The sequence below is a fragment of the Gluconobacter sp. OJA genome (assembly GCF_039638325.1).
In the GTDB taxonomy this organism is placed as follows: Bacteria; Pseudomonadota; Alphaproteobacteria; order Acetobacterales; family Acetobacteraceae; genus Gluconobacter; species Gluconobacter cerinus.
The window spans coordinates 463,946-490,785 of the sequence record NZ_JBDIWI010000002.1 but is presented as its reverse complement, the minus strand read 5'-3'; the positions used below and the strand labels follow the sequence as shown (position 1 = coordinate 490,785).

The following is a 26,840-nucleotide window of genomic DNA, read 5'->3' as shown; positions in this document are numbered from 1 at the left end:
CTGCGTCCTTTGTCTCAGGGAGCTGGAGAAAGATAAAGCACGGCAAGAGGGGGGAGGATCAGTTCGACAGAGTGTGGCATGCCGTGGGCGGGAATATCCTCGGCATACACCTGCCCATGATTGCCGAGATTACTTCCACCCAGATGGGCTGCGTCTGTATTGAGGAGCTCTCGCCATTCACCGCGCCATGGAACGCCGATGCGGTAGTTCATGCGCGGAACAGGCGTCATGTTGCCCACAACAAGAACAGGGCGTGCATCTGGAGACTGTCTGAGCCAGGCAAACACGGTGTTGGCGATATCATCGGCAACGAGCCACTGAAACCCTTCATGCTCATCATCGGAAGCATGAAGGGCAGGGTAAGAGCGATACAGCGTGTTGATGGAACGAACCGTGTCATGCATGCCGCGGCCATACCCGTCCCACAGCCGATACCACGCCAACTCACCTTCATGATTCCATTCGTGCGGTTGAGCCAGCTCTCCGCCCATGAAGAGAAGTTTTCGGCCCGGATAGGCCCACATCAGGGCATAGAGTACGCGCAGATTGGCATGTTTCTGCCACTCATCTCCCGGCATTTTGGTCAGGAGAGACCCTTTGCCGTGAACAACCTCATCATGGGAAAGTGGCAGGATAAAACGTTCCGAATAAGCATAGATCATGCCGAAAGTGATGTCGTTTGCATGGTAACTGCGCCAGAGCGGATCAAGCTCCATGTACCGCAGCGTGTCATGCATCCAGCCCATATTCCATTTGTAGGTAAAGCCCAGGCCGCCTGTTCTGGCGGGTGCTGTCACGCCTGGCCAGGACGTCGACTCTTCTGCGATCAGCATTGTGTCGGGGTGGAGGTCTTCCAGAGTTTCTGACAGATGGCGCAGGAAATTGACCGCTTCCAGATTTTCGCGCCCTCCATGAATGTTGGGGCGCCATTCCCCTTCCTTGCGGCTGTAATCGCGGTACAGCATGGACGCGACAGCATCGACGCGCAGACCGTCGACGTGGAACTGTTCCAGCCAGTGCAGGGCGCTCCCCGCCAGAAAACCACAGACTTCGTTGCGCCCGTAATTATAAATCAGGGTATGCCAGTCCTGATGATAGCCTTCTTGCGGGTCTGCATGTTCATACAGGTGTGTGCCATCGAACTGGCTAAGCCCATGCTGATCGGCAGGGAAATGGGCAGGAACCCAGTCGATGATGATGCCGAGACCGGCTTGGTGGCAACGGTCAACGAAGTTGGCAAACTGGGCGCGTGAACCATGGCGTACTGTGGGCGCATAGAGGCTGAGCGGTTGGTATCCCCACGAGCCAGAATAAGGATACTCCGCGATCGGGAGCAGCTCGAGATGAGTAAATCCCAGATCCTGAAGATACGGAATGAGCGCATCACCAAGCTCCTCCCACGTCATGATGTCATTGCCGTGCTGGGGATGACGCCATGAGGGGGCATGAATTTCGTAAATTGAAATGGGAGCCTGACTGGCATGTCTGGCCGCGCGCGTGCTCATCCATTCCGCGTCGTGCCAGACAAAGTCATCTGGAGCCGCAATAACAGAGGCATTGGCAGGCGGCAGTTCTGCGGCTTTGGCATAGGGATCTGCCTTGGCAGGAAGAACGTGTCCATCCTGAGAGACTATTTCGTATTTGTAACGCTCTCCGGCGTGCACTCCAGGAATAAATAACTCCCACACGCCAGACCCATGACGCAGGCGCATGCAGTGCCGGCGGCCATCCCAGATATTGAAGTCGCCCACGACGGAGACACGTTTGGCATTTGGTGCCCACACTGCGAAGCGGACGCCATTTACACCCTCAACGGCCATGGGAATGGCGCCCATCATCCGGTCGATCTGCTGATGTTTCCCTTCCGAAAAAAGGTACAGATCCATGTCGCCCAGAAGTAGTCCGAAGCTGTATGGATCATGGGTGTCCTGCCAGGCGTCGGCCCAGCGGATACGCAGGCGATAGCGGGCGGAGCGGGGGAGCGTGGCGGAATACAGGCCGCGATCATCGATCCGTCGCATGGTTTTTTCCAAAACCTGCCCTGATGCCTGTTCCACCATAAGATGGACTTCCACAGCATCGGGGTAAAAGACTCTCACAATATCCTGCCGATGATCCCGGTGGCGGCCCAGGAGTGCGAAGGGGTCACTGCACTGCCCGGCCATAAGTGCGTCTGTCATGGATTGAAGAACGGGATCGACCGGACGAGCCATCATGCAAAAATACCTTCAGGAACGGGTGCCCGTACGGGGCGTGAATGAAACAAGTGAAGATGTTGCTGCGTCGCCTGCGGTGCGCGGCATCCGTGCGACCTGCCTTGACAGTCGTGGACGTGCAGATGCCGGATCGGCCCGGCGTGGGGCGATATCACTGCCAGGCTCTGTCATGACTGTTTCATGGCCGGTCATGTCCTGCAGCAGGCGGGCGTATTGGGCGGCTTTGCCATTCCAGGACACATCGTGCAGCGCCCCATTCCGCTGCATCCGTGCCCAGACAGCCTTTTGACGAAACAGTGCCTGCGCGCGGCGGATTGCCAGATAGAGCATGTCCTCTGTTGTGGGGGAGAACAGAATTCCGTTTGCAACGCCCTCTGATACAGCGGCTGAATTGGCATCAATAATGGTGTCGCTCAGCCCGCCCACACGGGCTGCAATCGGGATTGATCCGTAACGCAGGGCATGAAACTGCGTCAGGCCGCAGGGTTCAAAACGGGAAGGGATCAGGGATGCATCGACCGCGGAGTGCAGTCTGTGGCCAAGTGTCTCGCTGTATCGCAGATGGCAGACGAAATTTTGCGGATACCGGCTACGTAGGGTCGCAAACTCCTGCATGATGCCTTCATCACCCACACCGACAACTGCGAGCTGGATATTCTCCTGAAAGAGGCGAGGGGCCAGCTTTGCGAGAAGGTCAGCCCCTTTTTGTGTTGTCAGACGACTGACCATCCCGAGAAGCAGAGCATCCGATTTCTGGGGAAGGCCAAACTCAGCCTGAAACACACGCTTGTTCGCACGGCGCGCGATGATGTCTCCAACCGCATAAGGAAAGAAGACGGAGGGATCGGTCATGGGATTCCATTCCCGAAGATCCACGCCATTCAGAATGCCGGTCAAAGCGTTGGAACGAGCCCGCAGGACGGTATCCAGCCCCATTCCTTCCTCAGGAGTCTGAATTTCTTCTGCATAGGTGGGTGACACACTGATCAGACGGTCTGAAAACTGAAGAGCGGCTTTCATGAAGCTGATCTGGCCGTAATATTCGAGTTGGTCGAAGGTAAAAGACCACTCCGGCAAACCGAACGCGTGTAGCATTTCGCGGGGGAAGAGCCCCTGGAACGCGAGGTTATGTACGACATGGGCGACCGGCGGCGTCGGGCCCTCCATATAGCGCAGATAGGCGGGAACCAGCCCGGCATGCCAGTCGTGGCTCAGAACTGCGTCTGGTTTCCAGTCCGGTAGTAAACCGGACGCAATTAATGCGGCCGTTCGGCATAACACCGCGTAACGAATGCCGTTGTCGCTCCAGGGCTGACCGTCTGGCGAAAGATAGGGATTTCCGGGACGGTTGTAGAGATCTGGCACGTCCACGGCATAAAGCGTGCCTCCATCAGTGCGGCCTTCCCAAAGAATAACGGAATATCCGAGAACATTATCGATCCGGATTGTTTCTTTGCGGTTGCACAGTGCATGCAGAACTGCCGGATAGCCGGGCACGATGGTGCGTGTGCTGATCCCGTGAGGCTCAAGTGCCGCTGGCAGTGAGCCAACGACATCTCCCAGCCCCCCGGTTTTGATCAGCGGATAGATCTCCGCCGCTACGGAAAGAAGCTGCAGCTCTCTCACAGCTGATGCGGGCGTATTCTGCGTCATCACACACACACCTCTCGCTATCCTGCGGAGTTGGATATTTTTTGGCTTTGTCGATGAAACAACGCCTGATGGATGCTGTTGGAAACGCCTTCACAAATAATTTATAGTCGTGTCAGAAGCCCTTCCAGCGTTATCGCCCCAAAAGCTGCACGGCTCTGCCATGGGGCAGGAAAACCGACTTGCGTTTTTGCTGGAACAATCAAAATGAGCGGTTCGCGTCAGAAGGGATTACAGGAAGGAAATCCTAATAATCTCGGAGCTACCTATGACGATTCCGGGGTAAATTTCGCCGTTTTTTCTGCCCACGCCAAAGCTGTTGAAGTCTGCCTGTTCGATGAAGACGGAACACGCGAGACAGATCGGATCCGTCTGCCTGAATATACCGATCATGTTTTTCATGGATGGATCCCGGATCTTAAGCCGGGGCAGTTATATGGTTACCGTGTTCATGGGCCTTATGAGCCTGACGAAGGGCACCGCTTCAATCCGAATAAATTACTCCTGGATCCATATGCCAGAGCATTCCATGGGGACCTTAAATGGGATCCTTCCCTGTTTGGTTATGAACTGGACAGCCCGGACAAGGATCTGAGTTTCAGCACGGCAGACAGTGCTGCATTCGTCCCCAAAGCCATCATCATCGACCCGACACCGCAGCATTTTGACCATCCCGATACACCCTGGACGGATACGGTCATCTACGAGATGCATGTGAAAGGGTATACCCGTCAGAACTCTGCCGTGCCCGAGAAGCTACGGGGAACCTATGCCGGACTGTCAGACCCGAAACTGCTGAAAAGTATTCGGGATATGGGCGTGACGGCGGTGGAATTCCTGCCGGTGCAGAGCTTCGTTAACAGCAAATTTCTGGCAGATAAGGGCCTGAGAAATTACTGGGGCTATAATACGATCGGTTTTTTTGCCCCCGAAAGCCATTACGCAGCAGAGCCTGATAATGCGGCTCAGGAGTTCCGGGCTTTGGTGCGTGCCTGCCACGAGGCGGGTCTCGAAGTTATTCTGGACGTTGTTTACAACCATACAGCCGAGGGTAACGAACTTGGTCCTACGCTTTCGTTCCGGGGCTTGGATAATGTTTCCTATTACCGGCTCATGCCGGATAGTAAAAGACATTACGTAAACGAAACGGGAACCGGAAACACATTCAGCCTGACGCATCTGAACTGCATCCGCTTTGTTGCGGACAGTTTGAGATATTGGGTCAAGGAAATGGGTGTTGATGGATTTCGGTTTGATCTCGGAACAATACTTGCCCGTGAAGAAGACGGGTTCCACAATGATGCAACGTTTCTGCGTGTCTGCCGTCAGGATCCGGTGCTGTCGCATGTGAAACTGATTGCCGAACCTTGGGACGTTGGCCCCGGCGGGTATCAGGTTGGGAATTTTCCGCCGGGCTGGGCGGAGTGGAATGACACGTTCCGGGATACTGTTCGGGATTTCTGGCGTGGCGAGGCCAAGTCAGGCGCCCTTGCGCCCAAGCTTCTGGCCAGCCCGGACCGTTTCAACCACAGTGGACGTCAGACATGGGCCAGCGTGAATTTTGTGACGGCTCATGACGGTTTCACGCTCATGGACTGCGTCTCCTACAACGAGCGCCATAACGATGCGAACGGGGAGGAGGGCAAGGATGGCTCTCCCGATAACCGATCCTTCAATTATGGCGTGGAAGGACCGACAGAAGACCCGGATATTAATGCTACTCGCTGGCGCCAATGCAGGAACATGCTGTCCACACTACTGCTGTCACAGGGAACGCCGATGCTTCTGGCCGGTGACGAATTTGGCCGGACTCAGCAGGGGAACAATAACGCCTACTGTCAGGATAGTGAGATTTCATGGCTGAACTGGGAGATCGGCAAAGAAGGCGCCCAACTTCAGAATTTTGTTCGCCGCTTAACGGGACTAAGGCGCCGGTATCCCATTCTCCGGCGTGGGCGCTTTCTGACGGAGGCTTACAATAAAGAGCTGGATGTTCAGGAACTCACCTGGCTGACTGCTGGCGGCAATCAGATGATGCCGGAAGACTGGGGGCATGATCAGTGTTTTGGTCTGATGATCGACGGCCGCAGCCAACGGAGTGGCATCATGCGACGCGGGTCAGATGCGACTGTGCTGCTTGTGTTTAATGGATGGAAAGATGCCGTTCCATTCATACTGCCAGAGACAGGAGAAGGCCGTTGGAAGCTTCTGCTGGACACAAACCAGCCAGACGCTGGTAGCGAGATTGAGAAAGAAGTCTTTGACCAGAAGCATGAATACACCGTCACCGGGCGGTCTCTGCTGCTGCTGGAACTGATTTGTCGTGAAGCTGGTGAGTGTGCCTGAAGGCGGACATGGCGGATGAAACATTGCATCCATGTCAGACCTGACGAAGAATGACGGACCCTGTTTTAGGAAAGGACTATCTTATGCGTCTCATTCTTGCCCTGCTTCTGCCGTGGCTTCAGTTCTTCACCATTGGTCGCCCGTTTGCAGGCATTATCTGCCTGTTCCTTCAGGTGACTGTCATTGGCTGGATTCCGGCTGCAATCTGGTCCGTGTATGCGTTGAGCCAGTATCGCACCGATCAGAAGCTGGCCGCTGCACGTCGCGGCTGAGCCTGTAACGCCCCATAAAAAGCCCCGGCGTCGAAAGGCGCCGGGGCTTTTTTTATATTCTTAACTCGGGTCTTTAGATCGTATCGACGGTTCCGCCATCAACCCGCAAAGCTGCGCCCGTCGTGGCGGAGGCGAGGGGCGATGCTGCGTAAACAACGATATTTGCGACTTCATCAACTGTTGCCATGCGCTGAAGGATATTGCTTGGGCGGTGCTTCCGGACGAAATCCGCCGCAAGCTCTTCCACAGGCTGAGTGCTGTCAGGGTTCTGGGCCTTGAGCATGTCTTCTACACCCTCGGAAAGGGTCGGTCCTGGCAGTACGGAATTTACCGTGACATTCGTTCCTGCCATATCCTTGGCCAGACCGCGGGCAAGACCCAGCATGGCCGTTTTGCTGACACCGTAATCGATCATTTCCACCGGAATGTTGATTGCCGATTCCGACGCAATGAAAAGAACACGGCCCCAGTTACGCTCTTTCATGCCTGGCATATAGGCGCGGGCCAGCCTGACACCGGAAAAGAGGTTGACCTCGAACAGCTTCTGCCAGCTTTCATCCGTGGTCTTGAAGAAGTCATTGGGGCCGAAAATTCCGGCATTGTTGATCAGAATATCAACAGCGCCTTCAGTGTTCACAAGCGTGTCACACCCTTCGGCAGTGCCAACATCCGCCACCACACTGCGAAAAGTGCCACCCGGAATACGTTCCCGCAGAACGTCCAGCGCTTTGTCTACGCTTTCCTGTTTGCGGCCGTTGATGATGACGGTTGCGCCAGCTTCTGCCAGGCGCCGCGCTATGGCGAGCCCGATCCCGCCAGTGGACCCTGTGACAAGGGCTGTACGACCACTCAGATCAATTCCAAGCATGGCGGGTTTCCTTCTTCATCGGATGGCACATGGCGAAGGAAACGCAGCACGCTCTTGATGGTCGCAAAGGTTTTATGGAAAAGAACTCTGGCGGGAGGCTGCGCTCCTGTGAAGATCTGTTAGTGTGAGGTCGGCCCTCGTCCATCCGGGAAAAGCGGCGTGACCGGGAGAGACAGCATGACGGCCGGTTCAGAAGTAGCGCAAGCCAGCGGCAACGCTCTTCCTCCTTCGATCGTGCATCAGATCAGAACAGCCCTTGAAGACTTCTCAGAGCATCTTCTGGCTTTGGCTGTCAGTCTGGGCGGTGGAGCTGCTGCTCTGGTTCTCCGTGACCATGATCGGGAGTGGGTTATTGTCTCTGGTGGAGACAGTCACTTTCTTGCCGAGCTTGAAGGTCAAAATCCTGAGGCTGTTTGCCGTCTTCCCGTTTATGAAAGCTCTCCTGAAGTCTGGCTGTGTGTCAGGCAGAAAATGCCAGGTCTGGAGAATGTCCAAGCCCTTTGCGCGCGCCATATTGCCAGGTCATTTCCAGTGGCAGACGGTTCCGGAGTGGCCAGTCAGCTTCATCGGCTGGATCGGCGTATCAGAAGAATGGCCGAAGCCGCGGAGATGGGTTTTTTCCGCTGTAATCTGACGCGTCGGCTTTTGTTTGGAGATGAGCGCTTTGCCCAGATCTGGGGGCTTCCTCCCGAACTGCTGATGCAGGGGCTTTCGCTGGAAGATGCATATGCCTGCCTCCATCCAGATGACCGCGCCGCATATGAAAGTGTTGCAGAAGACGAACTGCGGGAAGAAGGCACTTTCGAATTCCGTTTCCGCATCGTGGTCTCACATGCGCAGGGTCCGACAATGGTGCGGCATCTGCTTATTCGTGGCTGGCGGGATGATGATCGGCCGGGTCACGATGATCTGTGCTCTGTCGGCGTGGTTATGGACGTTTCAAACGCCTCTGCCGTGGCTGAGGCGCTCAGATCCAGCGAAGCCTTCACCCACCTTCTTCTTTCCAGTTCACCAGATTGCATTCATATTCTGGACATGGATGGGTGCATCCGGTTCATCAATGCAGGCGGCATCGAGGCTATGGAACTCGACAGCCCGATTATCCTGCATGGTGTTCCCTGGGTTGATCTGTGGCGGGGGCAGGCACGCATCATGGCGACTCAGGCCGTCAAAAAGGCACTCGGTGGAGAGGCGGGACGCTTTCAGGGGTATGCCAATACCATGCGGGGAAACCGCCGCTTCTGGGATGTGGCCGTTACGCCGATTTTCGGAGAAGACGGGGACGTCCAGCGGCTTCTGGCGACGGGGCGTGATCTGACGGAAGTCAATCAGTCCAGTCTTCGGCTTCAGCTTGCACTGGATGCAGGCGCCATTGCCGGAACATGGATGTGGGATGACAATTCTTCTCTCGTGATCGGGGATACCCGTCTGGCTGAAACGCTGGGTCTTGATGCAAAAGCGCTGGAGCAGGGCGTTCCTGTTACAGCGTTCTATGCTGCTATCGAGCAGGAAGATCAGGGGCGCGTTGCGGCCGCCATCACAAACGCCCTCCACACAGGGGGGCGATGCGATTTCGAATTCCGTGTCCATACACCAGCTGGGCCGCGATGGTTTGAAGGGAATGGTCGTTGCGATCTGACTGAAGACGGGCGACCGCTCCGTTTTCCCGGCATCGTGCTGGATATTGATCACAGCAAAAGACAGGCCCTCCGTCAGGCAGCCCTGGTGGAGCTTGGAGATCGGCTGAGGGCACTGGAAAACGCTGATGAGATGGAAGGCGTCGCCGCGCAGATCCTGTGTCGCGAACTTTCCGTAAGCTGCGCCGCCTACGGAACAGTCGATGAGGCGGGAACGGGTCTGCTGATTGGTGCAATGCGGACAGTGACGCTGGGGTCAGGCAGTCATGTCCAACGTCAGGCGTCTATCCGCGGGTTCCATGCCTTCCGGGACTATGGTGATTATGGCCCTCTGTTGGCTCGCGGGCGTACTGTCGCAATTTCAGATGTGCGTCTGGATACTTTGACGCTTAAGCGTATCGAACGCTTTGAAACCCTCAACATTCGTGCGCTTTTGAACGTGCCCCTGTTCAAGTTTGGCAGGCTCGTGGGTGTGATGTGCGTGTATTCCACTGTTCCGCATGTCTGGACGGAAGAAGAAATCGTCTTCACTCGTGCTGTGGCGGATCGCACCCATGCCGCCATGCGCCAGGCCAAGACTCAGCAGGAATTGCGTGAAATGAACGTCATGCTGGAGGAGCGAATCCGCCAGCGAACGCGGGAACGTGACCGCCTCTGGACGATCGCCAAGGACCTGTTCGTTATCATCAGCCGAAGTGGTCACTACATGGCTGTCAGTCCCTCCTGGTTGCGGGCGTTGGGCTACACACAGGAAGGTTTGATCGGGCTGAGGATTGAAGCCCTGTGTCATCCGGATGATCAGGCTGCGGTTTGTGAGGCGTTCGATCGGGTTCGACACAGCACGCCCTGGTCCGATGTCGCGCTGGACGTGCGGATGAAGCACCGGAACGGCACATGGCGGCTCTATAACTGGAACTTCAATAATGAAGGGGACACCATTTACGGTGTTGGCCGTGATGTCACCGAGCGCAATGATCTGGAAGAGCAGTTGCGCCAGTCCCAGAAAATGGAAGCCGTTGGCCAGCTAACGGGTGGTCTCGCTCATGACTTCAACAATCTGCTTGCAGGAATAGGCGGGAGTCTCGAGCTGCTTGAGACCCGACTGACGCAAGGCCGCACTATTGGCCTTGATCGCTATATCACGGCCTCACAGGATGCGGTGCGACGTGCAGCCTCACTGACGCACCGTCTGTTGGCCTTCTCGCGTCGGCAGCCTTTGGACCCCGTGCCGACAGATGTGAATGGTCTGGTCAGCGGTCTGGAGACCCTTCTTCGCGGGAGCGTTGGCCCACTGGTGTCTATTCAGTTTGATCTGCAGCCAGGAATCTGGACGACACGGGTTGATGCCAACCAGCTTGAGAACGCCGTGCTTAATCTCTGTATCAATGCACGTGATGCGATGCGGGAGAGCGGCGGGACCATACGGATCGTGAGCGCTAATACATCTTTGGGGTCTGTGGCCAGCCACGAAGCCGGGGTGCCTGTTGGTGACTACGTGCTTTTGAAGGTTGAGGACAACGGCTGTGGGATGGCGGAAGAAACGCTGCAACGGGCGTTTGATCCGTTTTTTACGACCAAGCCTTTAGGGAAAGGGACGGGCCTGGGGTTGAGCATGATTTACGGTTTTGCCCGTCAGTCTGGTGGGCAAGCCCAGATCAGATCCCGGCCCGGAGAAGGAACGTCCGTCAGCCTCTGGCTCCCCCGCTATAACGGGCCTGCCACTGTGTTACCGGCAGATGTTCCGGACGGTGATATTCTGACGAAAACGGCGTCTGTGCGGCTGTCTGGAAAGCTGGTGCTGATTGTGGATGACGAGGAAGCCGTACGCCTCATTGTGAGTGACGTTGTCGGAGATCTGGGTGCAAGAGTTCTGACGGCAGAGGACGGTATTTCAGCTCTGGAATTGTCAGATCGTTTTTCGAATGGCGTTCAGCCAAGCGTGATGATTACGGATATTGGTATGCCAGGGGGCATGAATGGGCGGCAACTCGCTGCGCGCATGAGAGACAGATTTCCCGATCTGAAAATTCTGTTCATTACGGGCTATGCGGAGCAGAATATTCTGGATGAAGGACTGCTTGAACCAGGCTGTGCTCTGCTTGTGAAACCGTTCAGCACAGAAGCTCTGGCCCGCAAGCTTTCACAGCTGGTGGTGCCAGCCTGAACTCAGCCCGCCGATCAGGCGTTTGATATGTAAGAACAAGATTTGAAAAGGAATTTCTGATGAACGATGAGGTGCCATATCTGGATAACCAGACAAGAATTACACTGAATGATGGCCGGGTCATTCCGCAGCTCGGGCTGGGCGTCTGGAAGACGCCCCCTGAAGAAACAGCAACGGTTGTGCGGGAGGCTGTGAAGCTCGGATATCATTCTGTCGATACAGCGCGTCTTTATCGGAACGAAGATGGCGTTGGTGAAGCTCTGGCGGATTATCCTGATGTATTCGTGACAACGAAGGTCTGGAATGACGAGCAGGGCTACGACAGTACGCTGCGTGCCTATGAGGAGAGCTGCCGGCTGCTGCGCCGTCCGGTTCTGGATATGTATCTCATTCACTGGCCGATGCCGGAGCAGGGGCAGTATGTGGAAACATGGAAGGCACTCGTGACCTTGCAAAAGGAGGGGCGCGTGAAGTCCATTGGAGTGTCCAACTTCGAGCCAGACCATCTGTCGCGTATTATGGATGCAACTGGCGTCGTTCCGGCGGTTAACCAGATCGAGCTTCATCCATTTTTCCAGCAGAAGGCGCTGCGGGCCTTTAACGAGCAGCACAATATCCGCACAGAATCATGGCGCCCGCTCGGGAAAGGGCAGGTGTTGGATAATGCGACGATTGGGGAGGTTGCCCGGAGCGTTGGTCGGACACCCGCTCAGGTCATTATCCGCTGGCATCTTCAGAACGGTCTGATCGTGATCCCGAAATCAGCGAACCCAAAGAGACTGGCTGAAAATCTGGACGTCTTTGACTTCACCCTCACTGAGAGTGACATGGCCGCGATTGAAAAACTTGATCGCGAAGATGGCCGTATGGGCGCGCATCCGATGACTGCCCGTTTCTAAAAAAGAGAGCGTCCAGCGGTTCCCTCGCTTCTGGTGACGGTCAGGGTTCTCCTGTAATGGTGCCGGAACCAAAAATTCCGACGATGGCAGGAGAGTTGTCATGACGACACTGAATGAGCAGGACTTTCGCCGGGCGATGTCCCATTTCGCAACGGGTGTCGCAGTTGTGACCGCCAAGGGAAGCGAAGGCGAACAGGGTGCAACCATCAGCGCCCTGACATCTGTTTCCCTTGATCCGCTCCTGCTTCTGATCTGCCTGCATCGTGGCAGCTCGACTTACAAGGCGATTGCTGAAGCCGGACGTTTTGGTCTGAGCATCCTGAACAACAGCCACAAGGATGTGGCTATGCTGTTTGCTAGCAGAACGGCGGACAAATTCGGGTCAGACGTTGTGGTGCGGGCGGAAGACGGCACGGCCTTCATCGATGGCGCACTGGTGCAGATGCATTGCGAACTCGTCGAGACGTTTCAGGGCGGGACGCACGCGCTCTTCATGGCGAAGCCCACGTCCATCACCGTTCGTGATGAAGCCCCGTTACTGTACTTCCAGGGTCAGTTAGGAATTGAAGCGTAACCATTCGCCTGCTTTGGTTACAGGGATATGACCTGTAGGTCATGATCTGAAAAAGTGATGGAAATTTCGAAGCTTTTTTCGAAATTCCTCATTTTTCGTTGTTGAGAATAATTATCATTAGTGTTATCTCCGCGCTCGCTTTTCGGAGATTTTGTGATGCGGGTACGGTCGTGTCTTATTCCCTGTGCAACGATGTTGCTGGGGCTGCCTTCGGGTCTGGTGCTTGCGCAGGAGCCGGAGAAGGAACGTCCGAGGCATTATCAGCACCCTCCTTCTGGACGCGAAAAAGCCGCTGAACATTCCAGGCATGCGGATCATTCCCCTGAACTGTCACGAGAAGAACGTCTGGAAGTGAAGGGCAGTCATGTCGGGTTGCTAGCGGCTGTCGGAAATGCTGCGACCAAGACATCCACGCCACTTGAAGACGTGCCTCAGAACCTGACCGTCATTACGCAGGCTCGCATGACGATGTTGAACGCCCGGAGTATTTCCGAAGCAGTTCGCTATGCGGCCGGTGTTTCCGATTATGGCTCAAAGGATGATCCACGCGGCTATTTCGGAACAATCCGTGGATTTTCGCCGGATATTTACCTTGATGGCACACGGACGCCGGACGCGACGACGTCTTTTTCCTACAGCATTGAGCCGTGGGGCCTTGAGGAAATGGACGTGCTGCGGGGTGCCTCGTCCGCGCTATATGGGTCGGGACAGCTTGGCGGCATTATCAATGCTGTCAGCAAGCGCCCGCGGTTGAATCAGCAGAATCAGGTGACGTTCCAGACCGGGTCTTACAGTCGTGTTCAGGGTGCGGCAGATGTGGGTGGAGCGTTGAACGCCTCCAAGACACTCCTGTGGCGCTTCAACGGATTGATCCGAAAATCCGACACGTATGCCAAAAACATCAAGAACAATGAGATTTATGTCGCGCCTTCCGTCAGCTGGCGTCCGGACAGCAAGACGGATTTTACGATCCTTGCCAGTTATGAGCAGGTCGATGGCGGCTCCACGTCCCAGTTTCTTCCCGCAAACGGAACGCTTTATGCGAGCCCGTACGGCTATATTGCGCGCAATTTCCTGAACAGCGATGCAGACTATGATGTTTACTCAAAGCGCCAGGTTTCCATTGGCTACAGCTTCACACGTCATCTGACGCCAAACTGGACCATCAGTCAGAACATGCGTTACGCGCATATTGATGCGTCATACCGATATGTGACGGCTGTTGCCCTGTCTGCTGACCAGAGAACTCTGACACGACAGGCTCTGCTGCAATCCTCAAACTATAACAATGTCACGTTGGATACGCGCTCAAACCTGAAGCTCAGGACGGGGTCTGTTCACCATGAGTTACTGGTTGGTGTGGATTTTCGCAGTGACTTCATGGCGTTCCGTCGCGGGCAAAAGACAGCGCCCTCTCTTGATCTGTACAATCCCGTTTACAATCCGATTTCCTGGCCGACCTACGGTACGACTACCAATACAAACGAGACAGAAACACAGACAGGCCTTTACGCGCAGGAACAGGCAGACTGGCATCGTTTCTACCTGACGCTTTCTGGCCGTGAGGATTTCACGCAAAGCCTGACGGTCAATAATCGGACGGGGGAGCAGACCCCTCAGCAGAACAATGCCTTCACCGGGCGTGTTGGGTTGCTTTACAAATCCGCCATCGGTCTGGCGCCGTATGTGTCTTATGCAACGTCTTTTCAGCCGCAGGTTGGAACGACACGTGAGAACACGCCTTTTCTGCCGACACGCGGACGGCAGATCGAAGCTGGCCTGAAATACAAGCCCCCACATGGCACGCCCTGGGGCGAAGATTTCATGTTAACGGCTGACTTCTTCAATCTGGTCGAAAGCAATGTTCTGACGACTGACCCGGCTGATTCGACCTATGACATTCAGACGGGCGAACAAAGAACACGGGGCTTCGAGGCGGAAGGCGTGGGTCGACTCCCCTACAAGATCGATATGCTGGCGTCTTTCACCTATCAGGACCCCCGCATCACGAAAACGACCGTCGCGGCCCAGAAAAACCAGCGTCCAGTGGCCATCCCATCTCACATGGCATCCCTGTTCCTGAAGCGTGATTTCCATCTGGCCCGAAACTGGGTGACGGGTTTGGGCGCTGGTGTGCGCTATACGGGCAACACGGCAGGCGCACTTCCTGCGACCTTCACGGTTCCAAGCCAGCTTGTCTGGGATTTGCAGGCGCACATCGATTATCAGCGCTTCGGAATTCAGTTCAACGGCACCAATATTGCAAACCGCCACTACGTCGCCGCATGTACGCGCTCGGTTGCTTGTGCATGGGCGCCAGGGCGGGCAGTCTTCGTCACTCTGTCCTATCGTTGGTGAGCGACCGGTGGTGTTCGAACTCCTTTCTGTAGTCCTGACAAGTCTCGCGGCTGGACTGTTTTACCTGTCTGTACCGTCTCAGTGTCTGCTGCGCCGCTCTCTTTCGCCGCGTGAGAGCTTATTGCCGGGGCTGCTCAGCCTGTTGGCTGCTGTGGGGGTGATGAGCCTGAGAATGCATTTTCTGACCGCACTGCTGATGGTCGGAACCGTGCTGATTCTGGCGTGTATTCTGCTGCCTCTGACACTGGCGATTTTCAGGCCTCAGGGGCGCACATTGTGAGTGGTACGACGCAGCCCAAGCCATTGGATGGCAAAGGATGGATCGGGAAGGTGTTGGCTGGACTGATACTCGGCGCGGCGCTGGCGATCGGTCTGATGGGCATCCTGGGGCTGCTGTTTCACGCCGATGCCCAGCTTAAAACCGCAGCATCCCAGATTTTGCGCTGGTTTCCCGGGCCCGTCTGGGGGCTCGTGGTGGCATTTTCTTTCCTGTTCCGCTCACCCCGTCAGGCATGGCTGACGCTGGTTCTCGTCAATGCCGTGGTGTGGGTCCTGTTTTTCCTTCTGCATGGTGTCATGGCATGAAGATTCGCGGGGATGTCGTCCGGCTTTACCGGAATGTTCATAGCTGGGTGGGCATTATGGCAGGGCTGTTCCTGTTCATCGCCTTTTACGCAGGCGGCATGACGATGTTTGAATTGCCGCTGGGGAACTGGGCCTCTCGCACAGCTACGTTGCCAGCCCCGGTTCCGGCTGATCGCCTGTCCGAACTGGTGCAGAAGGCCGAGACGGCAGATCCGTCCATGATTGCCAACCATACTGTGGTTTTGCATCCGGATGAGACCAGTCCATCGAGCCTCATGTGGGTTGTCTCGTCAGACAGGGACCATGGGCCTGCACGGACAGTTTATGCAGGTCTGGCCGCAGATGGCACACTCGTTACCCAGACGAGAACACCCTCGCAGGTCGGGTATTTCCTCAACATCCTGCATCAAAGAATAGGCCTTCCCCTGAACCGGGAATATGGGCGCCTCATCATGGGGATTGTGGCGCTTTTGTATGCTGTGGCTCTCGTGTCGGGCACGATTGTTCTGCTGCCCTCTCTGGTCCGCAATCTCTTTGCCGTCAGACTGACCGAAAATCTGCGCCGCATGTGGCTCGATTTCCATACGTTGCTGGGTGTTTGCTCCCTGCCGTTTCACATCGTGATGGCTGCAACGGCTGCCGGGTTTGCATTTCATCAGCCCATCATGGCGTTGGAAAAAACCCTGTTTCTGCCAGCAGTGTCCGCACATCCGCCTCAGAAAAATCACTCGCACCAGGGTGACCGGCCTCAGGCACTTCTTGAGCCACTGGCGATTGTCGATGCCTTCCGAAAGCAGGTTCCAGGGCTTGAGCCGGACACGCTGGCCTATTCCAGCCGGGGCGGGAAGCTGTCTTTGCACGTAACGGTACAGGATGCGGCACAGATCAGCCGGCGACCGGATGGTGGATATGGCGAGGTCAATCCTTACACAGGGCGCCTGATCTCAACTGATTTTCTGCCTAACCATCAGAAGCCGGCATTCCAAGCCCTCACATTGATCTATGCTCTGCATTTCGGGACTTACGGAGGGTGGCTGATCCGATGGGGCTATGCCGTTTTGGGATTTGGTGGAGCATTCCTGTTTTACTCAGGCAATCAGCTCTGGATCTCATCACGCAGGCGTCGTGACCGCTCGGCGGGTTTGACGGAAGACAGCTTTGGAACGCGCTGCCTCTCGGCTCTGACAACAGGCTGCATGATTGGCTGCATCAGCAGTGTATCCGCAGTTCTTGCTGCCGCGCCTTTCTTGCCAGAGGGTGGCCACTACCAGGCAGCTGAGGCCCTGTTTTACGCGGTCTTTTTCATCTGCCTCACTGTCGCTGCGTGTTGGGGCGGAACGAAAAGTCTTCGTCCCCTTCTAACTGCGGCTGGCGTGCTGACCCTGCTGATCCCCCTGACGGACATGACACGCTCTCTGACGTCGGGAGAGGTTACGTCCTTGGCTGCGAGTGTGGATGGTGTGGCGCTTGTTTATGGAGTGGTTCTCATTGTGCTGGCCCTCAGGAAGAGCCCGCACAGGGGGGCTGAAATACGCATCCCGGTTACGTCATAAGGGGCGGTAAGCTCCACATTTCCACGGCCGTATCAACGGCCTGAGCGACTGGAAATAGCCGCGAGGGGGCCGCTCCAACATGGCCATGTTGCAGCATGGCCTGCCCATCCAGTTTTGCCCCTACGGCCGGAAAGCGCTCCACATTCGTTTGCGGCATGCGGAACCGGACCCAACGACGTTCCGCATCCACCAGCAGAGCAGTTCCATCTTCAAATGTGGGACCGTGCGGATCTGAGAGGCGTTCCGCCAGATGAAGTGCCGTACAGGTTTCCCAGCCTGTGCCGATCATCAGCACGTAAGCGCCGCACTGGTTCAGAGCCGCGAGAGGCGAAACAACGCCAAACGGGTCTTCAAGAGGCTGGCTGGAGAGGATGTCTGCAGCGCGTGGACCCCGGGCTGTAAAGGACACCTGCGGATGCAGGCTTCGGAGCGTCCCAGACCACGTGCGGAAGGTCTCGGCAACTGTGCCAACGCCCCGCGTGGAGGTTGTGCGGGGATCGAACGCAGGCATGCTGGCCCGAATGGTGTCCCACCAGGTCTGTGGAACGGGTGGATCACACCATCCGGCGGGATCGCTCAGGTCCGAAGACTGCGCAGGCATGACGATCGTGCCTTCCGGCCCCACAACCTGAAGAAGAGCCTCAATAACACTTCTTGCCCCGCCACAGATCCAGCCAATACGGCTCATGGCCGCATGAACCAGAACCGTCATGCCGGGTTCAAGGCCAATCCGTCTGAAATCAACCGCCAGCCGTGCCTGGGTGACAGGACCGCGGGCACGGGCGATGGCAGCCGCTTCAGTCATGTCTCAGCCACGGCCCCGATAGCCGGGAACGTCCTGTGAGGGAATCCAGACGCCTGCTGGCGGTTCACCTGTCTGCCAGAAGACATCGATTGGGATGCCGCCGCGTGGGTACCAGTAGGCTCCGATGCGCAGCCATTCCGGATCGAGCAGTTCGACAAGGCGTTCGGCAATCGCAACGGAGCAATCCTCGTGGAAAGCACCGTGGTTGCGGAAGCTGGTCAGGTACAGCTTGAGAGACTTGCTCTCCACGATCCATTTGCTCGGGATGTAATCGATGACGATATGCGCGAAGTCCGGCTGGCCCGTCACGGGGCAAAGAGATGTGAACTCCGGGGCCGTGAAGCGTACGACGTATTTGCGACCCTGATGAGGGGAGGGCACACGCTCCAGAACGGCTTCTTCCGGGCTGTTTGCGGCAGGCGTGTTACGGCCAAGCTGGCTCAGGGCGTCAGTTCCCGGGGCGGAAGGCCCGGTTGGATGATGGTCAGACATGGTGGATTCTTCTCGCGGAAAGACTGTGTTTTCCGAAGATGTGGACCAGCTTTGCGCCTCACTCAACCCGGCCCCTTTACGAAAAGACTGCGACAGAGTTTGCATATTCGCGGGATTCGGTGCAGAAGACGGCGCAAATTCTCATCTTCGATGCACCGTCTGGAAGACCAAATGGAAATCCGTAACATCGCCATCATCGCGCACGTCGATCATGGCAAAACCACGCTGGTTGACGCGCTCCTCAAGCAGTCCGGCTCTTTCCGCGAGAACCAGCACGTTGCTGATCGCGCGATGGACAGCAATGACCTCGAACGCGAGCGTGGCATCACCATTCTTGCCAAGTGCACGTCCGTTGTCTGGAAAGACTCGCGTATCAACATCATTGATACGCCGGGCCATGCTGACTTCGGTGGCGAAGTCGAGCGTATTCTGAGCATGGTGGATGGCGCGATCATCCTTGTTGACGCCGCTGAAGGCGCTCTGCCGCAGACGAAGTTCGTTCTGGGCAAGGCTCTGGCCCGTGGCATCCGCCCGATCGTGGTCGTGAACAAGATCGACCGTAGCGACGCACGTCCGGACGAAGTGCACGAAGAAATCTTTGATCTGTTCGCATCCCTGGGCGCTGACGAGCACCAGCTCGACTTCCCGATGCTGTACGCTTCCGGCCGTCAGGGCTGGGCTGATCTTGAGCTGGACGGACCGAAGAAGGACCTGTCCCCGCTGTTCGATCTGGTTCTGCGCCACGTCCCGACGCCAAACGTCGACAAGGATGCGCCTTTCGGCATGGTTGCAACCATCCTTGAGAGCGACAACTTCCTTGGCCGTATCCTGACGGGTCGTATCGATCAGGGCCGTGCGAAGGTGAACATGCCGGTTCGCGTGCTGCGTCCGGACGGAACGGTTGTTGAAACCGGCCGCCTGACCAAGCTGCTGTCTTTCCGTGGTCTGGACCGCGTGCCGGTTGATGAAGCCGAAGCCGGTGACATCGTGGCCGTTGCTGGTCTGTCCGAAGCAACGATTCCGGATACGATTGCTGATCCGTCCATCAGCGAGCCGCTGCCGTCCCGCCCGGTTGATCCGCCGACCCTGTCCATGACCTTCCGCATCAACGATGGTCCGCTGGGTGGCCGTGAAGGTAAGAAGGTTACGTCCCGTCAGATCCGTGACCGTCTCTTCAAGGAAACCGAAGGCAACGTGGCCATTAAGGTGACGGAAAGCCCGGAAAGCGAAGCTTTTGAAGTTGCCGGTCGTGGTGAACTTCAGCTTGGCGTTCTGATCGAGCAGATGCGCCGTGAAGGCTTTGAGCTGACGATCGGTCGTCCGCGCGTTCTTTTCCGTGAAAACGAAGAGACCGGTGATCGTGAAGAGCCGTTCGAAGAAGTTCTGGTCGACGTTGACGAGCCGTATTCTGGCGTTGTCGTCGAGAAGATGTCCCTGCGTAAGGGTGTGATGCAGGACATGCGTCCGTCCGGTGGTGGCAAGGTTCGTCTGACGTTCCTGATCCCGTCCCGTGGCCTGATCGGCTATCATGGTGAGTTCCTGACCGACACGCGCGGTACGGGCCTCATGAACCGTCTGTTCCATGGTTATCTGCCATATGTCGGCACGATCGAAGGCCGTCGTAACGGCTCGCTGATCTCCGCTGAAGACGGTCAGACAACGCAGTACGCGCTGTTTGCCCTTCAGGATCGTGGCACGATGTTTGTGGACGCTGGCGAGAAGATTTACACAGGCATGATCCTGGGTGAGCACTCCCGCGAGAATGATCTGGACATCAATGCGGTCCGTGAAAAGAAGCTGACCAACATGCGTGCATCCGGCAAGGACGAAGCCCTGCTTCTGACGCCGCCGCGCCGTATGAGCCTTGAGCAGGCCATCGCCTACATTGAAGACGATGAGCTGGTTGAAGTGACGCCGTCTGCCATTCGTATCCGTAAGCGTTACCTGGATCCGAACGAGCGTAAGCGCGCTTCCAAGAGCCGCGAAAGCTGATCTTTCCCATCAGGGAATAGATTTTAAAGAACGCGCACCGGGTTTCCGGTGCGCGTTTTTTTATGGCTGAGAGTCGAGAGGCAAGAAATCAGGAAGTCCTCGACGGGACTTTGGCGGAATTGAGGCGTCTTTGCGAAGAGGAACCTCTATCCCCCTGAAATTTCATAAAGTTAATGCACGACGAAGACGCGCACTGGTGCTAATTTCAAAGCATGGCCACTTCGAATTTTCTGAAATGTGGTCCGTTTTTCAGTTCTCTGGAGCTTCGTTCTCAGATGCGCCTTTTCAATCGTTCCCTAATCGCCGCCGTTTCTGCTCTGGCCCTGACAGCTGCTCCGGCTTTCGCTGATCCAGTGTCTGCTCCGGTCGAAGCAACGCCTGCTCCAACGGCTCCTGCCGCGCCAGCAGAACCGGCTGCGCCTGCCGCCGCTCCGGAAGCTGCATCCACGGATGCCGCAACGTCTGACAAGACGAGCACCACGAAGAAGCATCATCACAAGAAGCACCACCACAAGAAGCACAAGAAGGCTGCCGCTGCTGCCTCCACAACGGATGAAGCAGCACCGTCCAACTAATGGCGGCTTACCCGGTTTTTCCGGGTAGTAAGTAGAGGAAAGCGGGATCGGCGCAGGCTGGTCCCGCTTTTTTTGTTTTTACTGTACGGTTACCCCAGACTTGTTGCGTTCAAGATTATCGTCCCGTCAATTTTCCGGATTTGGATTTCATGACTTCTTATCTTCTGTCTTGGCATGGAACACTGCTTGCCAGCAGGGAAGCCTGCCTCTGCACAGCATCCTTTGCAGACGTCTTGCTAAAAGTGGTCACACCAGTTCTGGTAGAGGACGGCTATGAAGTGACACCTGCCCGGTCTGGGCTCGTGCTTTGCGCGCTGCCTGACACAACACGGCCTTTGTGTGTTCTGAGGATGGGGACAGAGTTTCTCTCCAGCCGAAATTCCATGGATCTGGACTGGACGGGGCATCACATGGACTGGGAGAGCTTTCTTCCAATCCGGGTATCTCTCATTCCTGTCCTTCATGCTCTGCTGTCGCGCAGATGGTCTATGGGGAACGGGTCTTTGCACCTCCCATATATTCGTGAATTTTCTCTCGTAATTGGGGAGCAGGCATGGCCTCTCGAAACTCTGATGGCCACAAGAGAAGATGACATCGTTCTCTTGGAAACTGAAGGCGAAGAGACCGTCTGGATCTTGGAAGCGTGCCCGCCCAAAGTCTTATCTCAACTGTTGAATGCCCTGTCTGAGAGTCTCATGGGTACTGATTCAACATCAGAAACTGAATGGCTGAATAGGCAAATTCTTAAAGTTTCCGTCGCTCCGCACGAAAGTATTCATATTCTGTATCTGGCGTTGATGTGCGCAGAGCAGGGGCGATGGGATTTTGCCCAGGAATTTTTGAAATGTGCCCGACTGTATGATGAACGTCCTGATCTCATCTACTTTCAGGCCATTCTGTCGGAGCGGATGGGAGATCATGCTGCCGCGACAGCGCACCTGTCTCAGGCGCTTGCACAGCAGTTCCCTGATCCGAGCATACTCAAGCAATTTGGGTATCTTGAGACCAGAATGGCAGAAGGAGAAAACATGCTTCTTCTTCTCCCGGAACTGATGCAACAGGTTTCAGGAAGTGGCTTCGATCCTCTTTTTGACTTCCTGATGCTCCCCCAGAAGTTGGCCACAATAAATAATCAGGATGTGGTGCAGGCCTACAGTCTGATGTTTGAGCAGTCCTGTTTCAGTAAAGGCCGAGACCGTGGCCTGGCGCTCTTGCGGCATGAGCAGACATGTAATGGCATCCGTTACTGGAGCGAGATTTGTTTGGGGCATGACGCGTGGCTGTCCGGGGATCGAGCTGTCGCAGACAGGCATTATAGCGAGGCCAAGACCCAAGCCATCGAAACCGGGATCATGCCAATTCACTATAATTGCGGTGTGTTTTCGTGGCTGCCTGAAAATGAAGTTGCAGGCCTTGAAAACAAAGTCGTGGAAGACCGTCTTGGAACATCGGGGTGGACTTGGAGGTCCAGTGTTCTTCCGGAGCAGGAGGACGTTCAGCCAGAGCTTTGTCTGATTTTCGGATGTGATACTGGATACTTCCAGTTCATTCCCAAGCTAGTGCTGTCTTTGCTGAAAGTGTGCATGGCCCGATCGAAGGGTGGTCGCATCCGGCTATGTCTGGGTATCGATAGCCCGACGAATGAACAGTTGGACTGGTTGGAAGAGATAGTCAGTGCCTTGTCAGTGCATGATTATGGGCTTGATTTCACCTTCGCGCATGGCCCGCTGACCTACCGCGACGGTGCAACTTATACGGCCATTCGATATCTGATTTTTCCGGAAATTGCCGAGCGCTGGAGCTGTCCGGTCATTACTGCAGACTGCGACGGCTACTTTCCGTCAGACTTTTTGACACTCTGGGAAGAGATGAAAGCCACGGCAGATTATGGCTTCCGCCTTTATGCATATGATAAGGCCGGGCATCAGTTCTTTGGAGAGCCGTGGGGTTTTGGGGCTGGCATCTCCTACTTTGGGAATGCGGAGAAAGTGCCCGACATCGCCCGTTTCCTGCATAATTATCTTCAAATTGCCTACAATCCGGATAATCCGACCAACTGGTGTATCGACCAGTGCGCTTTAGTGCAGGCTTACAGGCAGTTTGTAGCACCAGATTGGGAGACGTTGCGTATTCGCTTCATGGATGACGGAACGCCGTTGATGGTGATGCCCCATCATGTTGGTGGCAAGCAGGAGCTGCTTGAGCACGAAGGCACAGTGTCCGCAGAGGACGTTCAGGCTTTTCTGTCCGCCTGAGCGGAAGAGTATAGCTGAAAGTTGGTTCTGGCAGATCACGTCAGATCGGTCCGCCAGAGAATGAATGCTGCTATCAGCCTTTATAAAGCTGATAGCAGCATTGTTTTACAGATAGCGGTCGAGAGAGAGATCCAGTGACGGGATGGCTGTCTGTCGGCCAGAGATCTGGTCTGCAACGATCTGGCCGGAGCCCGCTGCCATCGTCCAGCCAAGCGTGCCGTGACCGGTGTTAAGCCATAGATTGCCGTAGCGCGGAGCTGGTCCGACGATGGGTGTGCCATCTGGCGTGCAGGGACGCAGGCCTGTCCAGTAACGGGCGGCAGAGAGGTCGCCGCCGCCGTACATCTCGTTGAAGGATAGTTCCAGCGTTTCACGACGGTCCGGGCTGAGGCGCAGGCTGAAGCCAGTCAGTTCGGCCGTGCCGCCAATGCGGATGCGATCCCCGAGGCGCGTGATGGCAACCTTGTACGTTTCGTCATTCACCGTGGATACCGGCGCACGGCTCTCGTCTGTGATTGGCATAGTCAGGGAGTATCCCTTGACCGGATAGATCGGCAGACGCAGCTCCAGCGGCTTCATCAGGCGCGGGGAGTAGCTGCCAAGAGCCAGCACATACGCATCTGCTGTCAGGCGCCCAGCGCTGGTACGAATGCTCACGATGGATTTGTCAGCCGCTTCGATGGCTTCAATCGTGGTGCCAAGACGGAACTTCACACCCTTCTGCTCGGCCATGGCAGCGAGACGACGTGTAAAGAGATGCGCATCACCCGTCTGATCGCCTGGAAGGCGGAGGCCACCGCGCAGGCGATGGCGGGCATGGGCAAGACCCGGCTCATGAGCAATGATTTCATCGACGTTCAGAAGCTGATGATCCACGCCACTTTCTGCCAGAAGACGCATGTCCTCGGCTGCGTGTTCGACCTGGGCATCCGTCCGGAAAAGCTGGATCAGACCCTTTTGGTCACCATCATACGTGATGCCGGTTTCGTCGCGCAGGGCGTCGATTTTATCGCGGGCATACTCCGCAATCCGAAGCATACGGCTCTTGTTAATGTCGTAAGCTTTTTCCGAACAGTTCGCGAGCAGCTCACCCATGAAGCGGAACATGGCTGTGTCGAAGCGCGGGCGGATGATCAGCGGGCTGTGTTTGCTGGTCATCCATTTGGCGACTTTGAACGGCAGACCAGGCATGGCCCATGGTGTCGAATAACCAGGGGAGACCTGACCGGCGTTGGCGAAGGACGTTTCAAGCCCTACGCCAGGCTGCCGGTCAATAACCTCAACTTCATGACCTTCCTGAGCAAGATACCAGGCGGTTGTCACGCCGATGACGCCGGCGCCCATGACGATGATTTTCATGACAGTTCTGCTGCTTTCCGATTGGTAGAAAACCGTATTTTCGATTTGGTACCGATCAGATCAGCACCAGCGGAAACGGTTGTCTACCCCCGGCTTTTCAGCCCGGAACGCCCTTGCTGGTGGAATATTCGAAGTGCAGGGCTGTATCCGGATGAACTATGGCGTGAATGGCATGAACTGCCATCGCACCTTCAGAAAATCCCTGAAGAATTAATTTAAGCTTACCAGGATAGGTTGCCACATCGCCGATGGCGAAAATGCCAGGTGTGCTGCTTTCCAAGGTCGCCGGGGTGACCGGAACCGTGTTGCGATGCGTGTCCAGACCCCAAAGCGCGATCGGGCCGAGATCCGTGGAAAGGCCATAGAACGGCAGGAGCGTGTCAGCATCCAGGTGGCGGGATTCGCCAGCCAGAGTGGTGACTTCCACCGCAGAAAGCTGGCCGTCCGTACCGTGCAGCGCATGGAGCTGGTACGGGACAACTTTCTCAATGCGGCCTGCTTTGATCTGATCGTCGATACGGGACAGTGTTTCCGGGGCACCGCGGAAGCGGTCTCGGCGATGCAGCAGATAAATGTGCTCTGCAACATCTGAAAGCGACAGCGCCCAATCCAGAGCAGAATCGCCACCACCGGCAACGACAATTTTCTTGCCGGCGAAATCAGCACGCTTCTTGACGTAGTACTGAACTGCCCCTGTGCGCTCGTACGCTTCCAGTCCGTCTAGTGGTGGACGGTTCGGACCGAATGCGCCAGCACCAGCGGCGATGATGACAGCCTTGGCTTTCACGGTGTCGCCACGTGCTGTGGTGAGCGTGAAATCTCCACGGTGGCCCGTCAGGGTTTCCACGCGGGAGCCAAGCAGACGTGGAACGTCGAACGGTGCAATCTGCTGATCCAGCGCTTCGATGAGTGCGCCGCCCTCAATGGAAGGGTGCGCCGGAATGTCATAGATCGGCTTTTCCGGGTATAGCGCCGCGCACTGACCGCCAATGCTGTCGAGCGCGTCAATCAGGACGCAGCTCAGTTTGAGCATTCCGCATTCAAAAGCTGCAAAGAGGGCGGTCGGACCGGCGCCAACAATCGCGACGTCGGTGGAGAGGGTTTGAGGTGAAATCGTCATATCTGTTTCTTAGGCGTTTTGAGTTGAATGGGGTAGACCATCCCGCATGCGGTGCGCCTTTGTCATCCAACATATTAATGCAACAGGCGGAACCGAGCGCTCTGCCTGCGCGGTGATGAACGGGCTTGTTCAGCGGGATGTGACGGTTCATCTGCTGGAACTGGTGGGAAACGGCCCGCCCGTCTTTCCGCTGGATGACAGAATTCCCGTAAAATCCCTGTTTGAAAAGCCGGTAAAAATTTTCAACTCCTGGCCACGAATTGTTGGGAAACTGGTGCGCTATCTGAAGCGTCACTGCATCGACACACTAATTGTCGTGGAAGCCACACATGCTCTGTATGGCGTGGCTGCGGCCCGTCTGGCTGGGTGTCGGTGCATCGTGTGGGAGCACTTCAATTTCAACATTGCGCTGGGGCGTCGCAAACGGGTCTGGGGGCGGCAGATTGCGGCACGATGGGCTGATGATGTGGTGGTCCTGACGGCGCGTGACAAAGCGCTCTGGCAGGCAGGACTATCCCTCAAAGCGTCTCTGTCAGTTATTCCGAATATGGCCCCCCGGGTCTGGCAGACAGCTTATGCGCAGACTTCTCGTTTTGTTTTGACGGCAGGTCGGCTGACCGCTCAGAAAGGCTATGATCTCCTTCTGAAAGCCTGGGCGATTATAGAAGCCGATCAACGTGGAGCAGGCTGGTCCCTGCTTCTTCGTGGAGACGGACCGGAACGGCTCATGCTTCTGCAACAGGCGGCGTGCCTGAAGCGCGTGACGATTGCACCCGCGACCCCTCATCTTGACGACGATTACCGGCAGGCCGCGCTTTACGTGTGCTCATCGCGCTACGAAGGGCTGCCGATGGTTCTGCTTGAGGCTGCCTCAGCGGGAGTGCCAGTGGTGGCTTTCGATTGCGAAACTGGCCCGGCGGAAGTGGTTGTGCCAGAGGAAACAGGAATTCTCGTGCCACCAGAAGATCATATTGGTCTCGCTGAAGCTATTCTGGCTCTGATGGAGCAGAATGAAAAAAGGCGGGCCATGTCTGACATGGCCCGCCTTAAAGCACTGGAATTTCAGGAAGGCCCCATCGTGGATCGATGGATGGCTCTCCTGGGTCAGTCCTGACCTTTC

At 56.2% G+C, this 26,840-nt stretch carries 20 protein-coding genes; 13 read left to right on the top strand and 7 right to left on the bottom strand.

What is annotated here, in order from left to right:
• Window positions 1-14: 14 nt before the first annotated feature.
• The gene (gene glgB / locus ABDK75_RS12625; RefSeq protein ID WP_346006048.1) at window positions 15-2,216 is read right to left on the bottom strand and encodes a 1,4-alpha-glucan branching protein GlgB; all 2,202 of its coding nucleotides are present in this window, start codon (window positions 2,214-2,216) and stop codon (window positions 15-17) included.
• Window positions 2,217-2,228: 12 nt separating this feature from the next.
• A complete protein-coding gene (glgA, locus tag ABDK75_RS12620) occupies window positions 2,229-3,869 on the bottom strand; it encodes a glycogen synthase GlgA (protein WP_346006047.1) in 1,641 nt (546 codons plus the stop codon).
• A 204-nt stretch (window positions 3,870-4,073) separates the two neighbouring features.
• Between glgA and glgX the strand changes: the two genes are divergently transcribed.
• Window positions 4,074-6,212, top strand: a complete 2,139-nt coding sequence (glgX, locus tag ABDK75_RS12615; protein WP_346006046.1) for a glycogen debranching protein GlgX — start codon at window positions 4,074-4,076, stop codon at window positions 6,210-6,212.
• Between the two features lie 83 nt (window positions 6,213-6,295).
• The gene (locus tag ABDK75_RS12610) at window positions 6,296-6,484 is read left to right on the top strand and encodes a YqaE/Pmp3 family membrane protein (RefSeq protein WP_086634214.1); all 189 of its coding nucleotides are present in this window, start codon (window positions 6,296-6,298) and stop codon (window positions 6,482-6,484) included.
• 73 nt (window positions 6,485-6,557) lie between these two features.
• Here the strand turns inward: ABDK75_RS12610 and ABDK75_RS12605 are convergent, their stop codons facing one another.
• Window positions 6,558-7,352, bottom strand: a complete 795-nt coding sequence (locus ABDK75_RS12605; protein ID WP_211495814.1) for an SDR family NAD(P)-dependent oxidoreductase — start codon at window positions 7,350-7,352, stop codon at window positions 6,558-6,560.
• Window positions 7,353-7,529: 177 nt separating this feature from the next.
• Here ABDK75_RS12605 and ABDK75_RS12600 point away from each other — a divergent pair, with 177 nt between their 5' ends.
• The 7 genes from ABDK75_RS12600 (at window position 7,530) to ABDK75_RS12570 (ending at window position 17,122) form a co-directional block, all read left to right on the top strand.
• Window positions 7,530-11,153, top strand: a complete 3,624-nt coding sequence (locus ABDK75_RS12600) for a PAS domain-containing protein (RefSeq protein WP_346006045.1) — start codon at window positions 7,530-7,532, stop codon at window positions 11,151-11,153.
• Window positions 11,154-11,212: 59 nt separating this feature from the next.
• On the top strand, window positions 11,213-12,052 hold the full coding sequence (locus tag ABDK75_RS12595) for an aldo/keto reductase (RefSeq protein WP_064273532.1): 840 nt from the start codon (window positions 11,213-11,215) through the stop codon (window positions 12,050-12,052).
• A gap of 100 nt (window positions 12,053-12,152) precedes the next feature.
• Window positions 12,153-12,626, top strand: coding sequence for a flavin reductase family protein (locus ABDK75_RS12590; RefSeq protein WP_046900185.1), 474 nt, complete (start codon window positions 12,153-12,155; stop codon window positions 12,624-12,626).
• 156 nt (window positions 12,627-12,782) lie between these two features.
• Window positions 12,783-14,984: a TonB-dependent siderophore receptor gene (locus tag ABDK75_RS12585; protein WP_346006044.1), complete on the top strand. Its 2,202-nt coding sequence runs from the start codon at window positions 12,783-12,785 to the stop codon at window positions 14,982-14,984.
• A 7-nt stretch (window positions 14,985-14,991) separates the two neighbouring features.
• Entirely contained in the window at window positions 14,992-15,264 is a 273-nt protein-coding gene (locus ABDK75_RS12580) for a hypothetical protein (RefSeq protein ID WP_346006043.1), read from the top strand.
• Entirely contained in the window at window positions 15,261-15,569 is a 309-nt protein-coding gene (locus tag ABDK75_RS12575) for a hypothetical protein (protein ID WP_346006042.1), read from the top strand. Before ABDK75_RS12580 ends, ABDK75_RS12575 begins: the two co-directional genes overlap by 4 nt.
• Window positions 15,566-17,122: a PepSY-associated TM helix domain-containing protein gene (locus ABDK75_RS12570; protein WP_346006041.1), complete on the top strand. Its 1,557-nt coding sequence runs from the start codon at window positions 15,566-15,568 to the stop codon at window positions 17,120-17,122. The genes ABDK75_RS12575 and ABDK75_RS12570 overlap by 4 nt, the downstream gene beginning before the upstream one ends.
• Here the strand turns inward: ABDK75_RS12570 and ABDK75_RS12565 are convergent.
• Together ABDK75_RS12565 and queF are read right to left on the bottom strand one after the other, a co-directional pair.
• Entirely contained in the window at window positions 17,112-17,927 is an 816-nt protein-coding gene (locus tag ABDK75_RS12565) for an AAC(3) family N-acetyltransferase (protein ID WP_346006040.1), read from the bottom strand. The genes ABDK75_RS12570 and ABDK75_RS12565 overlap by 11 nt on opposite strands.
• A 3-nt stretch (window positions 17,928-17,930) precedes the next feature.
• Entirely contained in the window at window positions 17,931-18,419 is a 489-nt protein-coding gene (gene queF, locus ABDK75_RS12560) for a preQ(1) synthase (protein WP_046900909.1), read from the bottom strand.
• A 171-nt stretch (window positions 18,420-18,590) separates the two neighbouring features.
• Between queF and typA the strand changes: the two genes are divergently transcribed.
• The 3 genes from typA (at window position 18,591) to ABDK75_RS12545 (ending at window position 23,241) form a co-directional block, all read left to right on the top strand.
• Window positions 18,591-20,411 carry a translational GTPase TypA gene (gene typA / locus ABDK75_RS12555; RefSeq protein WP_086634249.1) on the top strand — a complete coding sequence of 607 codons (1,821 nt, stop codon included), beginning with the start codon at window positions 18,591-18,593 and terminating at the stop codon, window positions 20,409-20,411.
• A 275-nt stretch (window positions 20,412-20,686) separates the two neighbouring features.
• The gene (locus ABDK75_RS12550; protein WP_046900907.1) at window positions 20,687-20,986 is read left to right on the top strand and encodes a hypothetical protein; all 300 of its coding nucleotides are present in this window, start codon (window positions 20,687-20,689) and stop codon (window positions 20,984-20,986) included.
• 149 nt (window positions 20,987-21,135) lie between these two features.
• A complete protein-coding gene (locus ABDK75_RS12545; protein ID WP_346006039.1) occupies window positions 21,136-23,241 on the top strand; it encodes a tetratricopeptide repeat protein in 2,106 nt (701 codons plus the stop codon).
• Window positions 23,242-23,346: 105 nt separating this feature from the next.
• Here ABDK75_RS12545 and ABDK75_RS12540 read toward each other — a convergent pair whose 3' ends face one another.
• Together ABDK75_RS12540 and ABDK75_RS12535 are read right to left on the bottom strand one after the other, a co-directional pair.
• Window positions 23,347-24,600 carry a D-amino acid dehydrogenase gene (locus ABDK75_RS12540; RefSeq protein WP_046900180.1) on the bottom strand — a complete coding sequence of 418 codons (1,254 nt, stop codon included), beginning with the start codon at window positions 24,598-24,600 and terminating at the stop codon, window positions 23,347-23,349.
• 97 nt (window positions 24,601-24,697) lie between these two features.
• Window positions 24,698-25,720 (bottom strand): NAD(P)/FAD-dependent oxidoreductase, encoded by a 1,023-nt coding sequence (locus ABDK75_RS12535; protein ID WP_202206227.1) that lies wholly within the window; start codon window positions 25,718-25,720, stop codon window positions 24,698-24,700.
• Window positions 25,721-25,766: 46 nt separating this feature from the next.
• Here ABDK75_RS12535 and ABDK75_RS12530 point away from each other — a divergent pair, with 46 nt between their 5' ends.
• On the top strand, window positions 25,767-26,834 hold the full coding sequence (locus ABDK75_RS12530; protein WP_346006038.1) for a glycosyltransferase family 4 protein: 1,068 nt from the start codon (window positions 25,767-25,769) through the stop codon (window positions 26,832-26,834).
• Window positions 26,835-26,840: the final 6 nt, after the last annotated feature.

Bases quoted from the DNA above. Each gene is read 5' to 3' on its own strand.
- glgA (WP_346006047.1), bottom strand. From the start codon at position 3,869: ATGACGCAGAATACGCCCGCATCAGCTGTGAGAGAGCTGCAGCTTCTT.
- queF (WP_046900909.1), bottom strand. From the start codon at position 18,419: ATGTCTGACCATCATCCAACCGGGCCTTCCGCCCCGGGAACTGACGCC.
- ABDK75_RS12550 (WP_046900907.1), top strand. From the start codon at position 20,687: ATGCGCCTTTTCAATCGTTCCCTAATCGCCGCCGTTTCTGCTCTGGCC.
- ABDK75_RS12590 (WP_046900185.1), top strand. From the start codon at position 12,153: ATGACGACACTGAATGAGCAGGACTTTCGCCGGGCGATGTCCCATTTC.
- ABDK75_RS12595 (WP_064273532.1), top strand. From the start codon at position 11,213: ATGAACGATGAGGTGCCATATCTGGATAACCAGACAAGAATTACACTG.
- ABDK75_RS12535 (WP_202206227.1), bottom strand. From the start codon at position 25,720: ATGACGATTTCACCTCAAACCCTCTCCACCGACGTCGCGATTGTTGGC.
- ABDK75_RS12605 (WP_211495814.1), bottom strand. From the start codon at position 7,352: ATGCTTGGAATTGATCTGAGTGGTCGTACAGCCCTTGTCACAGGGTCC.
- ABDK75_RS12565 (WP_346006040.1), bottom strand. From the start codon at position 17,927: ATGACTGAAGCGGCTGCCATCGCCCGTGCCCGCGGTCCTGTCACCCAG.
- glgB (WP_346006048.1), bottom strand. From the start codon at position 2,216: ATGATGGCTCGTCCGGTCGATCCCGTTCTTCAATCCATGACAGACGCA.
- ABDK75_RS12600 (WP_346006045.1), top strand. From the start codon at position 7,530: ATGACGGCCGGTTCAGAAGTAGCGCAAGCCAGCGGCAACGCTCTTCCT.
- ABDK75_RS12540 (WP_046900180.1), bottom strand. From the start codon at position 24,600: ATGAAAATCATCGTCATGGGCGCCGGCGTCATCGGCGTGACAACCGCC.
- glgX (WP_346006046.1), top strand. From the start codon at position 4,074: ATGAGCGGTTCGCGTCAGAAGGGATTACAGGAAGGAAATCCTAATAAT.
- ABDK75_RS12530 (WP_346006038.1), top strand. From the start codon at position 25,767: ATGCGGTGCGCCTTTGTCATCCAACATATTAATGCAACAGGCGGAACC.
- ABDK75_RS12610 (WP_086634214.1), top strand. From the start codon at position 6,296: ATGCGTCTCATTCTTGCCCTGCTTCTGCCGTGGCTTCAGTTCTTCACC.
- typA (WP_086634249.1), top strand. From the start codon at position 18,591: ATGGAAATCCGTAACATCGCCATCATCGCGCACGTCGATCATGGCAAA.
- ABDK75_RS12545 (WP_346006039.1), top strand. From the start codon at position 21,136: ATGACTTCTTATCTTCTGTCTTGGCATGGAACACTGCTTGCCAGCAGG.
- ABDK75_RS12570 (WP_346006041.1), top strand. From the start codon at position 15,566: ATGAAGATTCGCGGGGATGTCGTCCGGCTTTACCGGAATGTTCATAGC.
- ABDK75_RS12585 (WP_346006044.1), top strand. From the start codon at position 12,783: ATGCGGGTACGGTCGTGTCTTATTCCCTGTGCAACGATGTTGCTGGGG.